The sequence below is a fragment of the Nocardioides sp. PD653-B2 genome (assembly GCF_002117935.1).
GTDB lineage: Bacteria > Actinomycetota > Actinomycetes > Propionibacteriales > Nocardioidaceae > Nocardioides.
The window spans coordinates 1-20,326 of the sequence record NZ_BDJE01000005.1 but is presented as its reverse complement, the minus strand read 5'-3'; the positions used below and the strand labels follow the sequence as shown (position 1 = coordinate 20,326).

20 protein-coding genes are annotated in these 20,326 nt (G+C 70.9%); 11 read left to right on the top strand and 9 right to left on the bottom strand.

From position 1 onward, the window contains the following. Positions 1–33: 33 nt before the first annotated feature. Entirely contained in the window at positions 34–783 is a 750-nt protein-coding gene (locus tag PD653B2_RS02200; protein WP_085870689.1) for an SDR family oxidoreductase, read from the top strand. Next, complete coding sequence (locus PD653B2_RS02195; protein WP_085870688.1) at positions 780–1,661, top strand: SDR family oxidoreductase; 882 nt, start codon at positions 780–782, stop codon at positions 1,659–1,661. Before PD653B2_RS02200 ends, PD653B2_RS02195 begins: the two co-directional genes overlap by 4 nt. On the opposite strand, the gene PD653B2_RS02190 is transcribed toward PD653B2_RS02195, so the two are convergent. After that, the gene (locus tag PD653B2_RS02190; protein WP_085870687.1) at positions 1,662–2,825 is read right to left on the bottom strand and encodes a steroid 3-ketoacyl-CoA thiolase; all 1,164 of its coding nucleotides are present in this window, start codon (positions 2,823–2,825) and stop codon (positions 1,662–1,664) included. A 105-nt stretch (positions 2,826–2,930) separates the two neighbouring features. Here PD653B2_RS02190 and PD653B2_RS02185 point away from each other — a divergent pair, with 105 nt between their 5' ends. Beyond that, positions 2,931–4,172, top strand: a complete 1,242-nt coding sequence (locus PD653B2_RS02185; protein ID WP_085870686.1) for a cytochrome P450 — start codon at positions 2,931–2,933, stop codon at positions 4,170–4,172. Here PD653B2_RS02185 and map read toward each other — a convergent pair whose 3' ends face one another. Continuing rightward, positions 4,173–4,943: a type I methionyl aminopeptidase gene (gene map / locus PD653B2_RS02180; protein ID WP_085870685.1), complete on the bottom strand. Its 771-nt coding sequence runs from the start codon at positions 4,941–4,943 to the stop codon at positions 4,173–4,175. It lies immediately after the preceding gene. 38 nt (positions 4,944–4,981) lie between these two features. On the opposite strand from map, the gene PD653B2_RS02175 reads away from it, so the two are divergent. The 3 genes from PD653B2_RS02175 to PD653B2_RS02165 are packed head-to-tail and all read left to right on the top strand — an operon-like array spanning position 4,982 to position 6,810. After that, a complete protein-coding gene (locus PD653B2_RS02175; RefSeq protein ID WP_207559258.1) occupies positions 4,982–5,893 on the top strand; it encodes an aldo/keto reductase in 912 nt (303 codons plus the stop codon). Between the two features lie 6 nt (positions 5,894–5,899). Then, a complete protein-coding gene (locus PD653B2_RS25820; protein ID WP_085870684.1) occupies positions 5,900–6,037 on the top strand; it encodes an ATP-dependent Clp protease proteolytic subunit in 138 nt (45 codons plus the stop codon). Further along, the gene (locus tag PD653B2_RS02165; protein WP_085870683.1) at positions 6,034–6,810 is read left to right on the top strand and encodes a maleylpyruvate isomerase family mycothiol-dependent enzyme; all 777 of its coding nucleotides are present in this window, start codon (positions 6,034–6,036) and stop codon (positions 6,808–6,810) included. Before PD653B2_RS25820 ends, PD653B2_RS02165 begins: the two co-directional genes overlap by 4 nt. On the opposite strand, the gene PD653B2_RS02160 is transcribed toward PD653B2_RS02165, so the two are convergent. The 4 genes from PD653B2_RS02160 to PD653B2_RS02145 all read right to left on the bottom strand — a co-directional run bounded on the left by PD653B2_RS02160 (position 6,807) and on the right by PD653B2_RS02145 (position 10,475). Next, the gene (locus PD653B2_RS02160; protein ID WP_085870682.1) at positions 6,807–7,118 is read right to left on the bottom strand and encodes a helix-turn-helix domain-containing protein; all 312 of its coding nucleotides are present in this window, start codon (positions 7,116–7,118) and stop codon (positions 6,807–6,809) included. The two genes, PD653B2_RS02165 and PD653B2_RS02160, sit on opposite strands and share 4 nt — an antisense overlap. Positions 7,119–7,208: 90 nt before the next feature. Beyond that, positions 7,209–8,372: a thiolase domain-containing protein gene (locus PD653B2_RS02155; protein ID WP_085870681.1), complete on the bottom strand. Its 1,164-nt coding sequence runs from the start codon at positions 8,370–8,372 to the stop codon at positions 7,209–7,211. After that, on the bottom strand, positions 8,372–9,439 hold the full coding sequence (locus PD653B2_RS02150; protein ID WP_085870731.1) for a thiolase domain-containing protein: 1,068 nt from the start codon (positions 9,437–9,439) through the stop codon (positions 8,372–8,374). The genes PD653B2_RS02155 and PD653B2_RS02150 overlap by 1 nt, the downstream gene beginning before the upstream one ends. A gap of 73 nt (positions 9,440–9,512) precedes the next feature. Next, complete coding sequence (locus PD653B2_RS02145; RefSeq protein WP_085870680.1) at positions 9,513–10,475, bottom strand: Zn-ribbon domain-containing OB-fold protein; 963 nt, start codon at positions 10,473–10,475, stop codon at positions 9,513–9,515. Between the two features lie 82 nt (positions 10,476–10,557). Here PD653B2_RS02145 and PD653B2_RS02140 point away from each other — a divergent pair, with 82 nt between their 5' ends. From PD653B2_RS02140 to fadD8, 3 genes are read left to right on the top strand one after another with little or no spacing between them, the layout of a single operon-like run. Next, positions 10,558–11,601, top strand: a complete 1,044-nt coding sequence (locus tag PD653B2_RS02140) for an LLM class F420-dependent oxidoreductase (RefSeq protein ID WP_085870679.1) — start codon at positions 10,558–10,560, stop codon at positions 11,599–11,601. Continuing rightward, entirely contained in the window at positions 11,598–12,377 is a 780-nt protein-coding gene (locus PD653B2_RS02135; RefSeq protein ID WP_165763300.1) for an NAD(P)-binding domain-containing protein, read from the top strand. The genes PD653B2_RS02140 and PD653B2_RS02135 overlap by 4 nt, the downstream gene beginning before the upstream one ends. A 51-nt stretch (positions 12,378–12,428) precedes the next feature. Next, a complete protein-coding gene (fadD8, locus tag PD653B2_RS02130) occupies positions 12,429–14,039 on the top strand; it encodes a fatty-acid--CoA ligase FadD8 (protein WP_085870730.1) in 1,611 nt (536 codons plus the stop codon). Positions 14,040–14,057: 18 nt separating this feature from the next. Here the strand turns inward: fadD8 and PD653B2_RS02125 are convergent, their stop codons facing one another. Together PD653B2_RS02125 and PD653B2_RS02120 are read right to left on the bottom strand one after the other, a co-directional pair. Further along, positions 14,058–14,939, bottom strand: coding sequence for a phosphatase PAP2 family protein (locus PD653B2_RS02125; protein WP_085870677.1), 882 nt, complete (start codon positions 14,937–14,939; stop codon positions 14,058–14,060). Between the two features lie 45 nt (positions 14,940–14,984). Further along, positions 14,985–15,800, bottom strand: a complete 816-nt coding sequence (locus PD653B2_RS02120; protein WP_085870676.1) for a crotonase/enoyl-CoA hydratase family protein — start codon at positions 15,798–15,800, stop codon at positions 14,985–14,987. 46 nt (positions 15,801–15,846) lie between these two features. On the opposite strand from PD653B2_RS02120, the gene PD653B2_RS02115 reads away from it, so the two are divergent. Then, a complete protein-coding gene (locus tag PD653B2_RS02115; protein ID WP_085870675.1) occupies positions 15,847–17,496 on the top strand; it encodes an acyl-CoA synthetase in 1,650 nt (549 codons plus the stop codon). 9 nt (positions 17,497–17,505) lie between these two features. Next, positions 17,506–18,615 carry an NAD(P)H-dependent flavin oxidoreductase gene (locus tag PD653B2_RS02110; RefSeq protein ID WP_085870674.1) on the top strand — a complete coding sequence of 370 codons (1,110 nt, stop codon included), beginning with the start codon at positions 17,506–17,508 and terminating at the stop codon, positions 18,613–18,615. Positions 18,616–18,950: 335 nt separating this feature from the next. On the opposite strand, the gene PD653B2_RS02105 is transcribed toward PD653B2_RS02110, so the two are convergent. Then, complete coding sequence (locus tag PD653B2_RS02105) at positions 18,951–20,201, bottom strand: HNH endonuclease signature motif containing protein (protein ID WP_085870673.1); 1,251 nt, start codon at positions 20,199–20,201, stop codon at positions 18,951–18,953. Between the last annotated feature and the right edge of the window lie 125 nt (positions 20,202–20,326).

Genomic DNA, 20,326 nt, shown 5'->3' with positions numbered 1-20,326 from the left:
CTCTACCAAGCAAGTGCTTGGTAGGCTACCAGCATGGTGCTGTCGGTGGACCTCTCCGGACGGGTTGCGCTCGTCACGGGTGGGACGCGGGGGATCGGGCTCGGGATCACCCGGGCCCTGCTCTCCGCGGGCGCCACCGTGGTGACCTGCTCGCGGTCCGAGGTCGAGCCCGTCCCGGGCACGACCCACCGGGTCTGCGACGTTCGTGACCCCGACGCCGTGCACGACCTGGTCGGCTCGCTGGACCGGCTCGACATCCTGGTCAACAACGCCGGGGGAGCGCCCGCGGCCGACGCGGCGACCGCCTCCCCGCGCTTCCACGACACGATCGTCGGCCTCAACCTGCTGGCGCCCCTGGTCTGCGCCCAGGCCGCCAACGCGGTGATGCAGCGACAGGACTCCGGCGGCGCCATCGTCAACATCTCCTCGATCTCGGCCGGGCGACCGGCGCCGACCATCGCGGCGTACGGCGCGGCCAAGGCCGGGCTCGACTCCCTGACCACGTCCCTCGCGATGGAGTGGGCACCGAAGGTCCGGGTGAACGCGATCGACGTCGGCCTGTGCCGCACGGAGCAGACCGACGACCACTACGGCGACGACGCGACGGTCGCGGCGATCGAGCGCACGATCCCGGCCGGCCGGATGGCGCGACCCGAGGAGGTAGGCAACGTCGCGGCGTTCCTCGCGAGCGGCCTGGCGTCGTACGTCTCGGGCGCGACCGTGGCCTGTCACGGCGGGGGAGAGATCCCCGCCTTCCTGTTGGTCCAGAGAGGACTCCGATGAGCAAGCTTCTCGACGGTCGCGTCGCGATCGTCACCGGCGCGGGCCGGGGCATCGGGCGGGCACACGCGCTCGAGCTCGCCTCGCACGGTGCCGCGGTGGTCGTCAACGACTTCGGCGTCTCGCTCTCGGGTGAGGGCACGGGGGAGTCCCCCGCCGAGTCGGTGGTCGCCGAGATCGAGGCCGCCGGCGGACGGGCGGTGGTGAACGGCGCCGACGTCGCCGACTTCGAGCAGGCGGCCGCGATGGTGCAGCAGGCGATCGACACCTTCGGCGGGCTCGACATCCTGGTCAACAACGCCGGCTTCGTCCGCGACCGGATGCTCGTCAACACCTCCGAGGAGGACTGGGACGCCGTCATCCGGGTCCACCTCAAGGGTCACTTCGCGCCCCTGCGCCACGCCGGCGCCTACTGGCGCGCCGAGGCCAAGGAGGGTCGCCAGCGGGCGGGCCGGGTCATCAACACGTCGTCCGGCGCCGGCCTGCAGGGCTCGGTCGGCCAGGCGACGTACTCCGCCGCCAAGGCCGGCATCGCCGGGCTCACCCTGGTCGCCGCGCAGGAGCTGGGCCGCTACGGCGTGACCGTCAACGCGATTGCGCCGGTCGCCCGGACCCGGATGACCGAGGGCGCCTTCGACACCTCCGCCATGGCACTCCCCGAGGACAACTCGCCCATCGTCGCCTGGCTCGCCTCCGAGGAGGCCGCCGACGTCACCGGCCGGGTGATCGAGATCGACGGCGGCACTCTCACCGTCGAGAACGCCTGGTCGCACGGTCCGTCCCACGACCGCGGCACCCGCTGGGACGCCGTGGCCGTCGGGCCGGCGCTGCGCGCCCTGATCGCCGCTGCGCCCGCGCCGGAGCCGGTGTACGGGGCGTAGTCAGATCCGCTCGAGCACCGTGCCCGTCGCCATCGCGCCTCCCGCGCACATCGAGATGAGAGCGCTCGACTGGTCGCGACGCTCGAGCTCGTGCAGGGCGGTCGTGATCAGACGGGTGCCGGTGGAGCCGACCGGGTGGCCCAGGGCGATGGCGCCACCGTTGACGTTGACCTTGTCCATGTCGACGTGGTGCTGGCCGGCCCACGACAAGACGACGGACGCGAACGCCTCGTTGACCTCGAAGAGATCGAAGTCGGAGATCGACCGGCCGGTCCGGTCGAGGACCCGCTGGGTCGCGGCGATCGGGCCGTCGAGGTGGTAGTACGGGTCGCTGCCGACCAGGCAGTGCGTGACGATGCGCGCCCGCGGCTTCAGGCCGAGGGCACGGGCCTTGTCCTCGTCCATGATCAGGACCGCGGACGCGCCGTCGGAGATCTGCGACGACGTGCCGGCCGTGTGCAGGCCGTCCGGCAGGACGGTGCGCAGGCCGGAGAGGCCCTCCAGGGTCGTGTCGCGCAGCCCTTGGTCGGCGTCGACCAGGCGGGTCTCGCCGGTGGGCGTGCCCTCCTCGTCGAGCACCGGCGCCTCGACGGCGGCGATCTCGCGCTTGAACCGGCCCTCGTCGACGGCGATGCGGGCCTTCTGCTGCGAGGCCAGCCCGAAGGCGTCGAGGTCGGCGCGGCTGATCCCGCGGTTGTGGGCGATCCGGTCGGCCGCCTCGAACTGATTGGGCATGTCGATGGTCCAGTCGTCCGGCCGCGGGTCGCCGAGCCCGGGCGGGACGTTGCCGCCGAGCGGGATGCGCGACATCGCCTCGACACCCGCCGCGATCCCGATCTCGATCGTGCCGGCGGCGATCATGTCGTTGATCAGGTGCGCGGCCTGCTGGCCCGAGCCGCACTGCGCGTCGACCATGGTGCCGCCGGTGTGCTGGGCCAGGCCCGCGTGCAGCCAGGCGCGCCGGACCATGCCGTTGGACTGCTCGCCGGCCTGGGTGACGCAGCCGGCAACGACCTGCTCGACGAGCTGGGAGTCCAGGCCGGAGCGCGCGAGGACCTCGCTCATCGCGTGGCCGATGAGGACGGCGGGGTGCACGCCGGCCAGCCAGCCCTTCCGCTTGCCGAGGGGGGTGCGGACGGCGTAGACGATCACGGGGTTGCCCATGGGAGAAAACTAGAACACGTTCTTGTCCCTGACAATCTTCCCTCACCTACCTTCGGTATGTAACCTGTGCCACTAGAACGTGTTCCACATCGACGAGGAGCTCCTGTGACCGCAACCGACGTCCTGCCCGCGGGTTATGACTTCACCGACCCGGACGTGAACGAGAAGGCCATCCCGCACGACCAGTTCCGCGCCGCACGCAAGAACAGCCCGATCGTGTGGGTCGAGCAGCCGTGGGAGCAGCGCAGCGGCTTCGCCGCGGAGTCCGGCACCGGCTACTGGGCGGTCACCCGACACGAGGACGTCTCGGCGATCTCGAGGAACAGCAAGGACTGGTCGACCGCCGAGAACGGCGCGATCATCCGCTTCCCCGGCGAGATGGCCCGCGACCAGATCGAGCTCCAGCGAGTGATCCTGATCAACCAGGACCCGCCCGAGCACACCCAGACCCGCGCGATCATCTCCCGCGGTTTCACGCCGCGCTCGATCGCCGAGCTCGAGGAGACGATGGTCCAGCGCGCGAACACCATCGTGAAGGAGGCGGTGTCGCGAGGCACGGGCAACTTCGTGGAGGAGATCGCCGCCGAGCTCCCGCTGCAGGCCATCGCCGACCTGATCGGCGTACCGCAGGAGGACCGGCACAAGCTCTTCGAGTGGTCCAACCAGATGCTCGCCGGCGAGGACCCCGACTACGCGGGCAACAACGAGGTCGCCGCGGCCGAGATCCTCGGCTACGCGATGATGCTGGCCGCCGACCGGCAGGCCAACCCGCGCGACGACCTCATCACCAAGCTGATCCAGGCCCACAAGGGCGAGCGCGGCCTCAACGACGACGAGTTCGGGTACTTCGTCATCCTGCTGGCGGTCGCCGGCAACGAGACCACCCGCAACGCGATCTCACACGGCATGAACGCCTTCCTCGACAACCCCGAGCAGTGGGAGATCTGGAAGCGCGACCGCCCGGCGACGATGGTCGACGAGGTCGTCCGGTGGGGCACGCCGGTGACGGTCTTCCAGCGCACCGCCCTCCGCGACGTCGAGGTCAGCGGCCACACCTTCAAGAAGGGCGAGCGGGCCGCGCTCTTCTACGCCAGCGCCAACTTCGACGACGAGGTCTTCGAGGACCCGTTCACCTTCGACATCCGGCGCGACCCCAACCCGCAGCTCGGGTTCGGTGGCAACGGCGCTCACTACTGCCTGGGCGCCAACCTGGCCAGGCAGGAGATCCGGGTGATCTTCGACGCCCTGGCCGACCACGCACCCGACATCTCCAAGCTCGCCGAGCCGGTGCGGCTGCGGCACTCCTGGATCAACGGCCTCAAGGCGCTGCAGGTCAGGTACGCGTGATCAGGCGGCCCGCTCGGTCAACACGAGCGGGCCGTCTGCCGTGATCGCGACGGTGTGCTCCATGTGCGCGCCGCGCGAGCCGTCCTTGCTGCGCAGGGTCCAGCCGTCCTGGTCGGTGTAGATCTCGTCGGTCGTGTGGAGGAACCACGGCTCGATCGCGATCACGAGGCCGGGCTTGAGCTTCAGGCCGCGACCCGGGCGGCCGTCGTTGGGCACGTGCGGGTCACCGTGCATGGTCCGCCCGACGCCGTGGCCACCGAACTGGAGGTTCACGCCGAGGCCGGCCGCACGTGCCACGCCGCCGATCGCCGCCGAGATGTCACCGAGGCGGTTGCCGGGCCGGGCCGCCTCGATGCCGGCCTCGAGGGCGCGCCCGGTGACCTCGATCAGCTCGAGGTCCTCGGTGCGCGGCGTGCCGACGACGACGCTGAGCGCGGAGTCCGACACCCAGCCGTCGACGCTCGCGGCGAAGTCGACGCTGAGCAGGTCGCCGTCCTGGAGGACGTAGTCGTGGGGGAGACCGTGCAGCACCGCGTCGTTGACCGACGTGCAGAGCACCTTGCCGAACGGCGAGGCGCCGAACGACGGGTGGTAGTCGATGTAGCAGGACTCCGCGCCGCGCTCCGTGATCATCCGGTGCGCGATCTCGTCGAGCTCGAGGAGGTTGACGCCGACGTCGGCGGCCCGGGAGAGCGCGGTGATCACGTCGGCGACGAACCGGCCGGCGGGACGCATCTGCTCGATCTGGGCGGGGGTGCGGAGCTCGATCATGAGACCGGACCCTACGCGGACCTTCTAGGCTCGTCCGAATGGACCTCGTGCTCGGCACCATGTACTTCGGCACCCGCACCGACGAAGCCACGTCCTTCGCCCTGCTCGACCGCTTCGTGCAGGCGGGTGGCCGGGTGCTCGACACCGCCAACTGCTACTCGTTCTGGTCCTCGCCCACCGGCCACGGCGGCCAGAGCGAGGCGGTCCTGGGCCGCTGGCTCGCGGCCAACCCGGGGCTGCGCCCCGAGCTCGTGATCGCGACGAAGGTGGGCGTCGAGCCGACCGACGACGGCGGTCCCGAGGGGCTGTCGGCGCGGGTGATCGAGCGCGAGGCGGGGCGCAGTCGTGAGCGCCTCGGCGTGGACGCGATCGACCTCTACTGGGCGCACCGGGAGGACCGCTCGACCGACCTCGAGGAGACGGTGGCGGCGTTCGGAGCGTTGGTCCGCGACGGCGCCGTACGCCGGCTCGGCGTGTCCAACCACCCGACCTGGCGGGTGGAGCAGGCCCGGTCGATCGCGGCGCGCCTCGGCGTGGAGCCGTACACCGCGCTCCAGCTCACCACGTCGTACGTCGAGCCGCGCCCGGGCGCGCACGTGCCCGGCAAGGACCACCGGTTCGGGTTCGTGACCGACGAGACGGTCGACTACCTCCAGGCGCACCCGGAGATCGACCTCTGGGTCTACAGCCCCCTCGTGCAGGGCAGCTACGACCGCGCCGACCGGCCGTTCCCGGAGGCCTACGACCACCCGGGGACGACGAGCCGACTGGCGGCACTCCACATCCTGGCCCGGGACCGCAGGGTGCCTGCCTCGCAGGTGGTGCTCGCGTGGCTGGTGGCGAAGGGCTGGAAGCCGATCGTCGGGGTGAGCTCGGTCGAGCAGCTCGAGTCCGCCCTCGCCTCCGACCGGATCGGTCTCACGCCCGAGGAGCTCGCCGTCCTCCGCTGAGAGCAGATCCGCCCGCAGGAGATCCGGGAGGACACCGAGCGCGACCTGGTGCTCTCGGCGACCGAGGCGGTGGCGTACGGCGTCGTCGACACGGTGCTCGACAGCCGGAAGAAAGCAGGCGCCCGGGTGGTTGGCCCGGCATGACCGAACTCGTCGACCGCACCATCGCGGCCCTGCGCGCCAACCACGACACGCTCGCCACCCTCGTCCCGGGGGTGCCCGACGCAGCGCTCACAGGCCCGAGCGGCGCGTCCGAGTGGACCGTCGCCCAGGCGCTCTCGCACCTCGGCAGTGGCGCCGAGATCACGATCAAGCCGATCGCCACCGCGGCCGGGCTCCCGGTCGAGGTCGAGGACAACCAGGCCGTGTGGGCCCGCTGGGATGCCTCCAGCCCCGTCGAGCAGGCGGCCGGCTTCATCGAGCACGACACTCGCCTGGTCGAGCTGCTCGAGGGACTCACGGCCGAGCAGCGCGCGGACCTGCGGATCGACATGGGCTTCCTGCCGGAGCCGGTCCCGCTCGTGGTCGCGCTCGGCATGCGGCTCAACGAGGTCGCCGCCCACGCGTGGGACGTGCGCGTCGGGCTCGACCCGCAGGCCGGGCTCGACCCGGACTCCGCCGAGCTCCTGCTCGAGCTGTACGCCGGGCCGCTCGGCTTCCTGCTCGGCTTCGCGGCCAAGCCCGACCAGCTCTCCGAGGAGGCCCGGGTCGCGGTCCCCGGCGGCGGCATCGTGGTCACCGAGGCGGTCTCGGTGGTCACCGACCTGAGCGACCCCACGGCCACGTTCGAGGGTCCGGCCGAGGCGGCTGCCCGGCTGCTCACCGGACGGCTCAAGCCGGAGTTCACCCCCGAGGGCGTCCAGGTCACCGGCAACGTGTCGCTGGACGACCTGCGGAAGGTGTTCCCGGGCTACTAGGCCGCCAGGCAGACCGGCCCGGAGATCTGGCCGATCGAGCGGGTGACCCGCGAGGTCAGGTCGACCAGCCGCAGCCCGAGCGCACCGGCCACGGCGCCGAGCACCTCGGAGCTGGGCTCCTTGCGGCCGCGCTCGATCTCGGAGAGGTACTGCGTGGAGACGCCCGCGGCGCCCGCGACGTCGGCGAGGGTGCGGCCCGCCGTACGGCGCTCCTCGCGCAGCTCGCGCCCGACGGCCTCGCGCCAGAGCGGCTCCGGCCCGGGAGGGGGAGTGCGGTCAGGTGCCGGAAACGCGATGAGCTCGCCCATGGGGCGACCCTAGGACCTGGTCTGCCGGGAAGGCCGAACGTTCACGGAGGGCGAACGCCCGGCGTCACTCGTCGTGGGAACCCGTACCGGCTACGAGGTCGGCTTGTCCGCGCCGACCACCCACATCGCGAAGAACTGCGAGCCGCCGCCGTACGCGTGGCCGAGGGCCTTGCGCGCCCCGTCGATCTGGTGCTCGCCGGCAGCGCCGCGCACCTGGAGCGCGGCCTCGCCGAAGCGCAGCATCCCGGACGCTCCGATCGGGTTCGACGAGAGCACGCCGCCCGAGCAGTTGACGGGGATCTCACCGGTCATCGCGGTGGCGCCCGACTCGCTGAGCTTCCAGCCGGAGCCCTCCTCGGCGAAGCCGAGGCTCTCGAGCCACATCGGCTCGAACCACGAGAACGGCACGTAGATCTCGGCCATGTCGATCTCGTCGATCGGGCTGGTGATGCCGGCCTGTTTCCAGAGGTACGCCGCCGCGTCGCGCGACGCCTGCGGGTTCACCTGGTCGCGCTCGGCCGCCGAGGTCGCCTCGGAGCGCATCACGGTGCCGTGGATCCACGCCGGGTTGGGCGACGCCTTCGCGGTGTCCTCGTCGACGATCACCAGCGCGCACGCGCCGTCGGACGACGGGCAGGTCTCGTCGTAGCGGATCGGGTCCCAGAGCATCTGCGAGGCCAGCACGGACTCGACGGTCGTGTCCTTGTTGTGGAGGTGGGCGTACGGGTTCTTGAGCGCGTTCTGCCGGTCCTTGGCCGCGACGATCGCGCCGACGTGGGTGGGGGCTCCCGAGCGGCGGATGTACGAGCGCACGTGGGGGGCGAAGTAGCCACCCGCGCCGGCGTGCACCGGCATGTTGAACGGCAGCGGCACCGAGAGCGCCCACATGGCGTTCGACTCCGACTGCTTCTCGTAGGCCACCGTCAGCACCCGCTTGTGCACCCCGGACGACACCAGCGACGACGCGACGATCGCGGTCGAGCCACCCACCGATCCCGCCGTGTGCACGCGGAGCAGCGGCTTGCCGACGGCGCCGAGCGCCTCGGCGAGGTAGAGCTCCGGCATCATCACGCCCTCGAAGAGGTCGGGCGCCTTGCCGACCACGATGGCGTCGATGTCGTCGAGGGTGAGGTTCGCGTCGGCGAGGGCGCGGTCCATGGCCTCGCGGCACAGGCCGGCCATCGAGAGGTCCTCACGCTTGGCACGGTGGTGGGTCTGGCCGACACCGACCACGGCTGCAGGCAGCTTGCCCATCAGGACTGCGCTCCTTCGGTAGTGGAACCCATGACGCACAGGAGGTTCTGCTGGAGTGCGGGGCCGCTGGTCGCGTGACCGAGCACCTTGTCGGCGCTGCCGTCCCACACCCGCTTCGCGGCCTCGCCGAGGCGGATCAGGCCGCCGGTGAACATCGGGTTGCCGGCCAGCGGCCCACCCGACGGGTTGAGCGCGACGTCGTCCGCGAGCCCGAGCTCGGTGCGCAGCACCAGCTCCTGGTGGCTGAACGGCGCGTGCAGCTCGGCCACCTCGACGCCGGTGAGGTCGACCTGCGACGCCGCGGCGGCCGTCGACGGCGAGCGGGTGAGGTCGCGGTTGCCCATGCTGATCGGGTCGACGTTGTGCGCGAAGCCGGAGATCCACGCGGGTCGGTCGGCCACCGAGCGGGCCCGGTCGCCGGCCGCCAGCACGATCGCGGCGGCACCGTCGGTGACCGGCGCGCAGTCGTGCTTGCGCAGCGGGTCGGCGTACATCGGACGAGCCAGCAGCTCGTCGACCGAGGAGCCGCCCTTGCGGATGGCGTACTCGTTCTTCTCGGCGTCGGTCAGCGACCGGTCGACGACCTCGGCCATCGCCCGCTCGTCCCAGACGCCGGCGTCGATGCCGGCCCGGGCCTGCAGGCCGGCCAGCGACACGGTGTCGGGCCACAGCGGCGTCATCGAGTACGGGTCGAGCTGCAGCGCGAGGGTGCGCCGGAGCACGCCCGCCGAGCTCTTGCCGAAGCCGTAGACCAGCGCGGTGTCGACCTCGCCGGTCTGGATCTTGAGCCAGGCCTCGTAGAGCGCCCACGCGGCGTCCATCTCGACGTGCGACTCGTTGACCGGCGGGATCACACCGATCGCGTCCACGGCCGACACGAACGAGAACGACCGGCCGGCGAGGTAGTCCGAGGACCCCGAGCACCAGAACCCGATGTCGTGCCGGTTCCACCCGGTCTGCTCGTAGCACTCGGCGAAGAGCGGGACGAGCAGCTCCACACACGTGGGCGACCCGTCGAACTCCTCCATCTGTCGCTGGGCGAACCCCACGACCGCAACGTCTCTCATGTCGTACATCTCCTTGCGACAACCGGGGTCCTCGCGGCGCTTGCGAGCGCAGCGAGCAACGTCGTGGGGTGGTTCATAGGTGGTGCCGGTAGGTGTCGTAGTCCGCGTCCGGGTCGCCGGTCGGCTCGAAGTGGTCGATGTTCTCCAGGGAGTAGGTCCACTCCTCGCGCGGCTTCCACACCGCCTTGACCCGCATGCCCATCCGGACCTCGTCGGCCGGGACGCCCAGGATCAGGTGCAGCACGGCGATGTCGGCGCCGTCGAGCAGGACGTACGCCGAGACGTACGGCGGGACGATCTTCTGGCCCAGGAACGGCACGTTCACGATGCAGAACGTCGTGATGGTGCCGGTCTGCGACACCTCCACCTCCTCCGCGGTCGGCGTCCCGTCGGCCGGGCAGGCGCTGCGTGGTGGGACGTAGACCTTCTGGCAGGTGGGGCAGCGCTGGCCGAGGATGCGGCCCTCGTTGAGCCCCCGGTAGAACGCGGACTCCTCGGGCGACGCGGCATACAGGTAGTCCAGCGAGACCGGCGTGACGACGCGGGTCACCAGGTGGTCCTCGAGGAGGCCCCCGCCGGCGGGCCGCGCGTCGGCCTCGTCGCCGATCGGTTCGAAGCAGGCGATGTCGGTGATGGCGCCGACCCGCTCGGGGGCCCAGCGCACCTGCACGCGCATCCCCGTGCTGATCTCGTCGGGGGAGGCCACGTCGACCGCGTGGAAGAACGGCCGGGTCGCCCCGTCCAGCGTCACGAGGGCGAAGGCGAACGGCCGGTCGAACGGCTGGCCCTTGACCGGCTCGGGCACCCACGTCCAGGACGTGACGGTGCCGACCGGCGAGACCTCGACGAAGCCGGTGGTCGCCTCGTGGGTGACCGGGTCGTACTCCAGCGGAGGTACGACGACCTCGCCGTCGGAGGTCCGGCCGGCGACGACGACGCCGTCGCGCAGTCCGGTGAGGAACCGGCCGATGACCGGACCGGTCGAGCGGGTGTAGTCGAAGGCTACGGTGACCGGTGCTGACAGAGTGCGTGGCATGGTCCGAAAGTAGAACACGTTCTAGGATCGGGCAAGCACCCCGTCCGAGATGAGCCCGCATCCGGGCCGAGAAGGAGACGCGATGAAGCTGGGACTGCAGCTGGGCTACTGGGGCGCACAGCCCCCGGCCGGGGTCGGCGAGCTCGTCGCGGCCGCGGAGGAGTCGGGCTTCGACGCGATCTTCACCGCGGAGGCGTGGGGGAGCGACGCGTTCACCCCGCTCGCCTGGTGGGGCCGCGAGACCTCGCGGCTGCGCCTCGGCACCTCGATCGTGCAGATGTCCGGGCGCACCCCGACGTCGATCGCCATGCACGCGCTGACCCTCGACCACCTCAGCGGCGGCCGGGTCGTGCTGGGCATGGGCGTGAGCGGCCCGCAGGTGGTGGAGGGTTGGTACGGCCAGCCGTTCGAGAAGCCGCTGGCCCGCACCCGCGAGGTCGTCGACATCATCCGCCAGGTGCTGGCCCGCGAGGAGAAGGTGACCAACGACGGTCCCCACTACCCGCTGCCGTACGCCGGCCCCGGGGCGGTCGGCCTCGGCAAGCCGCTCAAGTCGATCGTGCACCCGCTGCGCTCCGACCTCCCGATCTGGCTGGGCGCCGAGGGTCCCAAGAACGTCGCCCAGACCGCCGAGATCGCCGACGGCTGGATCCCGATCTTCTACACGCCGAAGTCGGCCGGGATGTACCAGCCGTGGCTCGACGAGGGCTTCGCGCGGCCCGGCGCCCGGCGCACCCGCGCCGACTTCGAGATCGCCGCGACCTGCCACCTCCAGGTGGTGGCCGACGCGGCGGAGAAGCAGCTCGTGGTCGACGCGATCAAGCCCTCGATCTCGCTCTACATGGGCGGGATGGGCGCCAAGGAGGCGAACTTCCACAACCAGGTCTTCGTACGGATGGGCTACGAGGACCTCGCCGCCGAGGTGCAGGAGCTCTACCTGAACGGCGAGAAGGACCGGGCCACCGCGCTGGTCCCCGACGAGCTGGTCGACGACATGCACATCATCGGCACCGCCGGTGAGGTCAAGGAGCGGGTGGCCCAGTGGGAGGAGACCGGCGTGACCACGCTGCTGCTGAGCCTGCGCTCGCCGGACGAGGTCCGGACGATCGCCGAGCTGCTTGCGTGACGACTGAGACCCCGACGTACGGCGTCCTGGGGGTGGGCTCGATCGCGGCCGCCGTGGTGGTCGGCCTCTGCGAGGGGGTCGAGCAGCCCCCGGACGTGGTGCTCTCGCCCCGCAACGCCGGCCGGGCCGCCGACCTGGCCGCTCGCTTCGACACGGTCACCGTCGCCGCCGACAACCAGGCCGTCGTCGACGGCGCCGACGTCGTCCTGGTCGCCGTGCTGCCCCAGCAGGTCGCGGCGGTGCTGGGCGACCTCGAGTTCGCGGACCGGCACGCGGTGGTGAGCGTCGTCGCCGGCGTCTCCCTCGACGACCTGCGCCGCTGGGTCGCCCCCGCGACCCGGGTCGCCCGGTCCGTGCCGCTGCCCGCGGTCGCCCGGCGCGAGGGGGTCACGCCGGTCTTCCCGCCGCTGCCCGAGGCGGTCACGCTGTTCGACGGGCTGGGGGGCGCGATCGCGGTCGAGGACGCCGCCGCGTACGAGGCGCTCACGGTGTCGTCGGCGACGGTCGCGGCCCACTACGCCTTCCTCGGCGCGATCGCCGACTGGCTGGTCGGCCACGGGATCTCCGAGGCGCAGGCGCGCCGGTACGTGGCTGCGACCTACGTCGGGGCGGCGGAGTCGCTGCGTGCGGATCCGGTGGACTTCGACGCCCTGATCGCCGAGGTGGCGACGCCGGGCGGCCTCAACGAGCGCTTCGCGCGGCGCCTGCGCGAGGCCGGCGCCCTCGACGCCGTCGGCGCCGGGATGGACGAGGTCCTGGCCCGCCTCCTGGAGTGAGACATGGTGCCGGCCGTTGCCCGGAACTGGAACACGTTCTACCCTCGGCGCATGACGGACGCTCAGCACCCAGACGACATGCGCACCGGGTCCCACAACGGCCACCTGATGGTCGCCGCGCTCAAGCGGCACCAACACAAGCCGGTGATGCACCTCGGTGACACCACGATCACCGGCAGGCAGGCAGCGGATCGGATGAGCCAGTACGTCCAGGCCTACGAGGCGCTCGGGGCCGGCACGGGTACGGCGGGTGCGCTGCTCGCGCTGAACCGCCCCGAGGTGCTGTTCATCCTCGGCTCGGGGCAGACCCAGGGCTTCCGGCGCAGCTCCCTGCACCCGCTCGGGTCGCTCGACGACCACGCCTACGTCGTCAACGACGCCGAGATCACCCACCTCACGATCGACCCGGTGCCGATGTTCGTGGAGCGCGCCCTGGGCCTCCTCGAGAAGTGCCCGAAGCTGGAGAAGGTGCTCACCATCGGTCCGGTGCCCGAGGAGCTCGCCCACGCCGGCCACGACCTCGTGGCCGCCGCGGCGTCGTACGACCCGCAGCCGCTCACGGCCAAGACCCTGGACCCCGAGCACGTGGTCTCGATCACCTACACCGGCGGCACGACCGGCAAGCCCAAGGGCGTCATCGGACTGTCGCGGCAGATGAACATGATGACGCAGGTGCAGATGGCCGAGTGGGAGTGGCCCGAGTCGCCGAAGTTCCTGATGTGCACCCCGCTCTCGCACGCGGGCGCGGCCTTCTTCGTCCCGACCGTGCTCAAGGGCGGCTGCCTCTACGTGCTCGCGAAGTTCGACCCGGCCGAGGTGCTCCGGACCATCGAGGAGCAGAAGATCACGGCGACGATGCTGGTGCCCTCGATGCTCTACGCGCTGATGGACCACCCGGACAGCAGGACCCGCGACCTGTCGTCGCTCGAGACCGTCTACTACGGCGCGTCGGCGATCAACCCCGTCCGTCTCCGGGAGGCGATCGACCGGTTCGGCCCGATCTTCGCGCAGTACTACGGACAGTCCGAGGCGCCGATGGTGATCAGCTACCTCGCCAAGGGCGACCACGACGAGAAGCGGCTGTCGTCCTGCGGCCGGCCGTCCGCCTTCCTACGCACCGCGCTCCTCGACGAGGACGGCGAGCAGGTGCCGGTGGGGGAGCCGGGCGAGATCTGCGTCGCCGGTCCACTCCTGGCCGGCGGCTACTGGAACCTGCCCGACGAGACCGCCGAGACCTTCCGCGACGGCTGGATGCACACGGGCGACGTCGCGCGCGAGGACGAGGACGGCTTCTGGTTCATCGTCGACCGCACCAAGGACATGATCGTCACCGGCGGCTTCAACGTGTTCCCGCGCGAGGTCGAGGACGTCGTCGCCGAGCACCCGATGGTGGCCCAGGTCGGCGTGATCGGCACGCCGCACGAGAAGTTCGGCGAAGCGGTCACCGCCATCGTCGTGCTCCGCTCGGACGCGCCGACCGACGAGGAGTCGATCGCGCGGATGACCGCCGAGATCCAGGAGGCGGTCAAGGAGCGCAAGGGCTCCGTGCAGTCGCCCAAGCAGGTCATCGTGGCCGACTCGCTCCCGCTCACCGGGCTCGGGAAGCCGGACAAGAAGGCGCTCCGGGCGCAGTACTGGACGGGGGACCGTGCGGTCGGCTGACCGTGCGACCCGATCACGTCACCGCAGCAGGTCGCGGTCCACCCGTTCGGCGTCCACGACGTCCCGCTCCTCCGCCAGGAGCGACGGATCGTCGTCCCGCGCCGGCTGCTCCGAGCGGCGGCGGGCGACGTAGGAGCGGACGGCGGTGTCGAGGGCGAGGCCGCCCCAGAGCAGGAGGACGGCCACGATGCCGTCCAGCCACCAGTGGTTGCCGGTCGCGGAGACGACCAGGAACGTGATGATCAGGTGCAGCAGGAAGATCCAGCGCCAGCGACTGGTGCTGCAGGCGACGATGCCGAGCGAGACCACCGCCGCCCACGCGATGTGGATCGACGGCATCGCGGCGAGCTGGTCGGAGACGCCGGTGGCGAGGTCGGAGCCGTAGACCGACGGGCCGTATCGCCCGGCGAGATCCGTGTAGCCGAGGTCGGTCAGGAAGCGCGGCGGAGCCACCCGCAGGAACCGGATCACGAGGCAGCCCGCCGTGGCGAGCGCCAGCCCGTTGCGCCAGTGCGGGTACCTGTCGCGGTGCCGGAAGAACAGCCAGACCAGGAACGCGATCAGCGCCGGCACGTGGAAGGTCGCGTAGTAGTAGGTGGTCGGCTCGGCCAGCCACGAGTGGTCGAGCACGAAGTGCTGCAGCGACAGCTCGGTGGGCAGGTGCATCGCGTGCTCGATCCGGACGATCCGGTAGGCCCGGTCGAGGGCTCCGTCGTCGGAGGCGAGCGGCAGCATCCGAGCCAGCCGCCAGATCGAGTACAACGCCGAGATCAGCGCGAACTCGAGCGCCACGGGCTCGACGTACGCCCCGCCCTTCGGCCGCAGCCACCGCAGCCCGAGCCAGACCAGGATGCTCGCGACAGCCGCGGTCGCGGCTTCATCCCAGGTCGGCCACGGCACCGGGTCATTCTGCCAGTGGCCGGGTCGTCGGCCGGCAGTTTTGCGTCAGCGACCCTGGAAGTGGGGGGAGCGCTTCTCCGCGAAGGCCCGCGGACCCTCCTTGGCGTCGTCGGAGGCGAAGACCGCCATGCCGACCCGCGCGTCGTCCGCCCAGCAGTCCTCCTCGTGCCTGCCCTCGGACTCGCGGACGGTCCTGAGGATCGCCTGCACGGCCAGCGGGCCGTTGGCGCAGATCAGGTCCGCGATCTCGTGCGCCTTGGCGAGCGCCTCGCCGTCGGGCACGACGTGCCCGATCAGCCCGATCTCCTTGGCCTCCGGTGCCTTGATGGCCCGACCGGTCAGCAGCAGCTCGAGGGCGACCGTGTAGGGGATCTGGCGGGGGAGTCGGACGGCGGAGCCGCCCATCGGGTAGAGGCTCCACTTCGCCTCGGCGACACCGAACCTCGCCGACTCGCCGGCCACCCGGATGTCGGTGCCCTGGAGGATCTCCGTGCCGCCCGCGATGGCGGGCCCCTCGACCGCGGCGATCAACGGCTTGGTGAGGCGGAAGCCCTTGAGCAGGCCCTTGATGACCGCCGGGTCGAACCCGGACTCGAAGCTCTCGCTCGGCGGCCGCTTGGTCGCGGCCTTCAGATCCATGCCGGCACAGAAGTAGCCGCCCGCGCCGGTGAGGATGCAGACCCGGATCGAGTCGTCGTCGTTGACCCGGTCCCACGCATCCTCCATGATCGACAGCATCTCGCCGGAGAGCGCGTTGCGGGACTCCGGCCGGTTCATCGTGACGATGAGCTTGTGGCCCTCCTGCTCGACGAGGCAGTGCGGGGCTTCCGGGGTCTCGGCCGCGGCATCGGTGCTGGTCATGGCGGGGATGCTAGCCAAGAATGAGAACGTGTTCTAGTCTCGCGTCGTGGCTCACAACATCGCTGACCTCTTCGAACACGCCGTCGACGTCGCGCCTGCGAACCCCGCACTGAAGGTGGGCGACCGGGTCGTCGACTACGCCGAGCTCGAGGCGGACGCCAACCGCCTCGCCCACTATCTCCAGTCGCAGGGGGTGGGGGTCGGTGACCATGTCGCGATCTACGCCAAGAACAGTGTCGAGCACGTCGTCGCGGTCCTCGCGGTCGCCAAGATCCGCGCCGTCTCCATCAACGTGAACTACCGCTACGTCGAGGGCGAGCTCAACTACCTCTTCGACAACGCGGACGTCGTCGCCGTGGTCCACGAGCGCACCTACGCGCCGCTGGTCGCCGCGTGCTGGCCCCGGCACGACAAGCTGACGACCGCGGTCGTCGTCCCGGATGCGCTCGAGCCCGACGACCGGTCCGACGTCTCGTCGTACGGCGGGGTCCTCTGGGAGGACGCCCTGGCCGGGCAGAGCGACGCACGCGACTTCGGCGAGCGCAGCCCCGACGACATCCACATCATCTACACCGGTGGCACCACCGGCTTCCCGAAGGGCGTGATGTGGCGCCACGAGGACTTCTGGCGTGTGCTCGGCGGCGGCATCGACTTCTACACGGGTGCGCTGCTCGAGGAGTTCGACCAGTCCAGGCAGGCCACCGACCCGCGGATGGTCACCTTCCCGCTGAGCCCGCTGATGCACGGCGGCGCCCAGGCGGGCCTGCTGATGCACCTCTTCGCCGGCCACCTCACCGTCCTCGAGCCGAAGTTCGACCCGGTCCGCACCTGGGAGATCATCGAGCGCGAGAAGGTCCAGCTGATCTTCATGACCGGCGACGCCATGGCCCGACCCCTGATCGAGGCCTACGAGGCGCACGGCGGGTACGACTGCCAGAACCTGATCGCGATCTCGAGCAGCGCTGCCATCTTCAGCAAGCCGGTGAAGGAGCGCTGGATGGCGGCGTTCCCGAACTCGATCTTCACCGACTCCGTGGGCGCGACCGAGACCGGCTTCACGGGCATGGGCATGCAGGACAAGGACAACATCTCGACCGACGGCCCGGTGATCGGGCTCGGGCCCGGCAGCGTGGTCATCGACGAGGACAACCGCATCCTCGACCCCGAGACCCACGTCGGCTCCATCGGCCGGCTCGCCCGCGGCGGCTCCGTCCCGGTCGGCTACTACAAGGACCCGGCGAAGTCCGCCGCGACCTTCCTCGTCATCGACGGCGCGCGCTACTCCGTCCCGGGTGACTTCGCCCGCATCGAGGAGGGCGGTCGCGTGACGCTCCTGGGTCGCGGCTCCAACTGCGTCAACACCGGTGGCGAGAAGGTCTACCCCGAGGAGGTCGAGATGGCGATCAAGGGCCACCCGGCCGTCTACGACACGCTGGTCGTCGGTGTCCCCGACGAGAAGTACGGCCAGGCCGTCGCCGCGGTGGTCGAGCTCCGTGAGGGCGAGACGCTGGAGCTCGACGACCTGCGCACGTTCCTGCGCTCCCACCTCTCGGGCTACAAGCTGCCGCGCTCCCTCACGGTCGTCGACCGGATCCCGCGCAACGCCACCGGCAAGGCGCAGTACCCCGCCGCGAAGGAACTGGCCCTGGCCGGCTTCGCCGGCACGGCGGCCACTGTCGACTCGACCTCCGTCTGAAAGGCAGACATGCGTACCCCTCTGTGTGACGAGTTCGGGATCGACTACCCGATCTTCGCGTTCACCCCGTCGGAGCACGTGGCCGCGGCGGTGTCCCGGGCCGGGGGCCTCGGCGTCCTCGGCTGCGTCCGCTTCAACGACACCGAGGAGCTCGAGCGGGTCCTCACCTGGCTCGACGACAACACCGACGGCAAGCCGTACGGCGTCGACATCGTGATGCCGATGAAGATCCCCACCGAAGGGACGTCGCTCGACCTCGGCGCGATGATCCCCGAGGAGCACAAGAAGTTCGTCGACGAGACACTGCTCAAGCTCGGCGTCCCGCCGCTGCCGGAGGGCGAGGGTCGCGAGGGGGTGCTGGGGTGGCTGCACTCGGTCGCCCGCTCGCACCTCGACGTCGCCCTGAAGCACCGCCCGGTCCTGATCGCCAACGCACTCGGCTCGCCGCCGGTCGACGTCATCGAGAAGTGCCACGAGCACGGCATCAAGGTGGCCGCGCTCGCCGGGGCCGCCAAGCACGCGCTGTCCCACGTCGCCAACGGCGTCGACATCATCGTGGCCCAGGGGTACGAGGCCGGCGGCCACACCGGCGAGGTCGCCAGCATGGTGCTGCAGCCCGACATCGTCGACGCCGTCGGGCCCGACGTACCGGTCCTCGGCGCCGGTGGCATCGGCTCCGGGCGGCAGATCGCGGCATCCCTCGCGCTCGGCTCGCAGGGCGCCTGGATGGGCTCCATCTGGCTCGGCACCGAGGAGTACCAGCTGCTGGGTGCCGCCAACTCCGAGGCCTGGACGACCGCCTTCACGCGGGCCACCTCGTCCGACACAGTCCGGACCCGGGTCTACACCGGCAAGCCCGCGCGCCTGCTGAAGACGAAGTGGACCGAGGCCTGGGCCGAGGAGGGCGCCCCGGCGCCGCTGCCGATGCCGCTGCAGAACCTGCTCGTCGCCGAGGCCCACAACCGGATCAGTGCCGCCAACAACCCCGACGTGATCTCCATGCCGGTCGGCCAGATCGTCGGCCGGATGAACGAGGTCCGTCCGGTCGCCGACGTGATGGCCGACCTGGTCTCGGAGTTCGAGGCGACGGTCCGCAGGCTGGACGAGATCCGCGGGTAGCGCCGCCCGGCCGCCTGGACCGAAGTGGAGGTCGAGGGCTCCGGATGGCGGCAGGTTGTCTGGGTCGGGTGCTGATCCCGCACTCTGACGCCGCGAGTCGCGCCCCGCTCCTGCCGATGGCCGTGCGTCCCACGACTTCGGTTCTACACGCCGTCGTCCTGGCCATCGCGCTCCGTGAAGGCGGGCGAGAAGGGCCAGATGGATCAGCTTGACGATCTGCACATCGCGAGCGGCTCGAGCCGACGCCGCCACCGTCGGGGATTTGGTGAGGTCAGGTTCGCGATGGTCGTCGTCGGATTCGCCGGCGACGTGATGCCACAACAGGGGTGGTCGGCCTATATGCGTCGGGTGAAGCTGATCTTGCCGTCGGGGTGCTGGGTGGCGGTGAACGACGGGTCGTGGGCGCGGGTGTGGTGCTTGGGACAGAGGAGTCGGCCGGCTTTCGCGCTGGTGCCGCCGCCTTTCGACCAGGGGTGGTCGTGGTGGGCGTGGCAGAGTCCGGGTGGCCAGTCGCAGCCGGTGGCGGTGCAGCCCTGGTCTCTGATCTGCATCGCGATCCGCATCGGTGTGGTGTGGAAGCGGGTCTTGCGGCCGACGTCCAACACTTCGGAGGGTCCGCCGAGGACGGCGGGGATGATGCCGGCTTCGCAGGCCAGGCGGCGGGCGAGTCCGGGTGAAAGGTGTTCGCCGGTGTCGAGGCGGGCTGCCTGGAGGCGGCCTTCCAACGTCTCGAGGGTCATGGTGACGACGACGGTGGCGTTGAGGCCGCCGGCGTTGGGGAGCTGGTCGACGGGGTAGCGCTGGATGAGCTCGGCGAACGCGCGGCCCATGCGTTCGGGTCCGGGGCGTCGTTCGCCGAGGGGGCCTTGGGTGGCTTGGTGTTTGGGGGCGGCGATCGCGAGCAGTGCCTTGCGCAGCATGGCGCCGGTCAGCGCGTCGAGGGTGAACCGGCCGTGCACCCGGCCGTGGCCGTCCTCGGCCATCGTGAACCGGAGCGACTCCTGGGCCGCGCGTTCTTCGCGTTCGAGGAGTTTCGCTTCGCGTTCGTCGGCCTCCTCGGGGGCGATGACCTCGAACAGCCGCCGCCCGAGGATCCGCAGCGTCTTCGCGTCATGGTGCTTCGCCTCTGCGACCAGGTGCCGTTCAGCCTGTTCGACGAGGCTCTGGTCGAGGTCGGCGGGGAGCTGCTCGACGGCCCGGACGATGACCTGCGCCTGCTCGAGGACCAGGTCGCCGGCGGCCAGAGCGACTCGTACCGGTTCATGACCGGCAGAGAGCGCGGTGGCGAGGTGCATGTCCCGGATCGCGTCGCGCCGGGTCTGGTTGGTGGCGTTGGCCCACCACACCGCGGTCGAGGTAGCACCGGACGCTTCGCCGACCTGGGCTTCGTCGGCGTGTGCGGCGACGCGGAGCTTCAGCTCGGCGACCATGGCTTCGAGCTCGGTGCACGCCACGAGAGTCGATGCGGTTTCGTCGCGGTCCATCGACCAGACACTGGCGTCGGCGAGGTCGGCGACCTGGGCGCGCATCGACACCACGGCACGGGAGATCACGTGTCGTGGTGGGGTGTGCGTGCTGGTCGCCATACCCATCACTCAACCAGGGACCACCGACAGTCAGGCCCTGATTTCCTGTGGATATCGGGGGTCTGGGGTAACGGTCTGGTAACAGTGTTTCGCCCTTGTCCACAGGGGTTTCGAGACAGGACTTC

Excerpts from the sequence above, each read along its gene's own strand:
- PD653B2_RS02200 (WP_085870689.1), top strand. The coding sequence starts at position 34 with ATGGTGCTGTCGGTGGACCTCTCCGGACGGGTTGCGCTCGTCACGGGT.
- PD653B2_RS02195 (WP_085870688.1), top strand. The coding sequence starts at position 780 with ATGAGCAAGCTTCTCGACGGTCGCGTCGCGATCGTCACCGGCGCGGGC.
- PD653B2_RS02190 (WP_085870687.1), bottom strand. The coding sequence starts at position 2,825 with ATGGGCAACCCCGTGATCGTCTACGCCGTCCGCACCCCCCTCGGCAAG.
- map (WP_085870685.1), bottom strand. The coding sequence starts at position 4,943 with ATGATCGAGCTCCGCACCCCCGCCCAGATCGAGCAGATGCGTCCCGCC.
- PD653B2_RS02175 (WP_207559258.1), top strand. The coding sequence starts at position 4,982 with ATGGACCTCGTGCTCGGCACCATGTACTTCGGCACCCGCACCGACGAA.
- PD653B2_RS02165 (WP_085870683.1), top strand. The coding sequence starts at position 6,034 with ATGACCGAACTCGTCGACCGCACCATCGCGGCCCTGCGCGCCAACCAC.
- PD653B2_RS02160 (WP_085870682.1), bottom strand. The coding sequence starts at position 7,118 with ATGGGCGAGCTCATCGCGTTTCCGGCACCTGACCGCACTCCCCCTCCC.
- PD653B2_RS02155 (WP_085870681.1), bottom strand. The coding sequence starts at position 8,372 with ATGGGCAAGCTGCCTGCAGCCGTGGTCGGTGTCGGCCAGACCCACCAC.
- PD653B2_RS02150 (WP_085870731.1), bottom strand. The coding sequence starts at position 9,439 with ATGAGAGACGTTGCGGTCGTGGGGTTCGCCCAGCGACAGATGGAGGAG.
- PD653B2_RS02145 (WP_085870680.1), bottom strand. The coding sequence starts at position 10,475 with ATGCCACGCACTCTGTCAGCACCGGTCACCGTAGCCTTCGACTACACC.
- PD653B2_RS02140 (WP_085870679.1), top strand. The coding sequence starts at position 10,558 with ATGAAGCTGGGACTGCAGCTGGGCTACTGGGGCGCACAGCCCCCGGCC.
- fadD8 (WP_085870730.1), top strand. The coding sequence starts at position 12,429 with ATGACGGACGCTCAGCACCCAGACGACATGCGCACCGGGTCCCACAAC.
- PD653B2_RS02120 (WP_085870676.1), bottom strand. The coding sequence starts at position 15,800 with ATGACCAGCACCGATGCCGCGGCCGAGACCCCGGAAGCCCCGCACTGC.
- PD653B2_RS02110 (WP_085870674.1), top strand. The coding sequence starts at position 17,506 with ATGCGTACCCCTCTGTGTGACGAGTTCGGGATCGACTACCCGATCTTC.
- PD653B2_RS02105 (WP_085870673.1), bottom strand. The coding sequence starts at position 20,201 with ATGGCGACCAGCACGCACACCCCACCACGACACGTGATCTCCCGTGCC.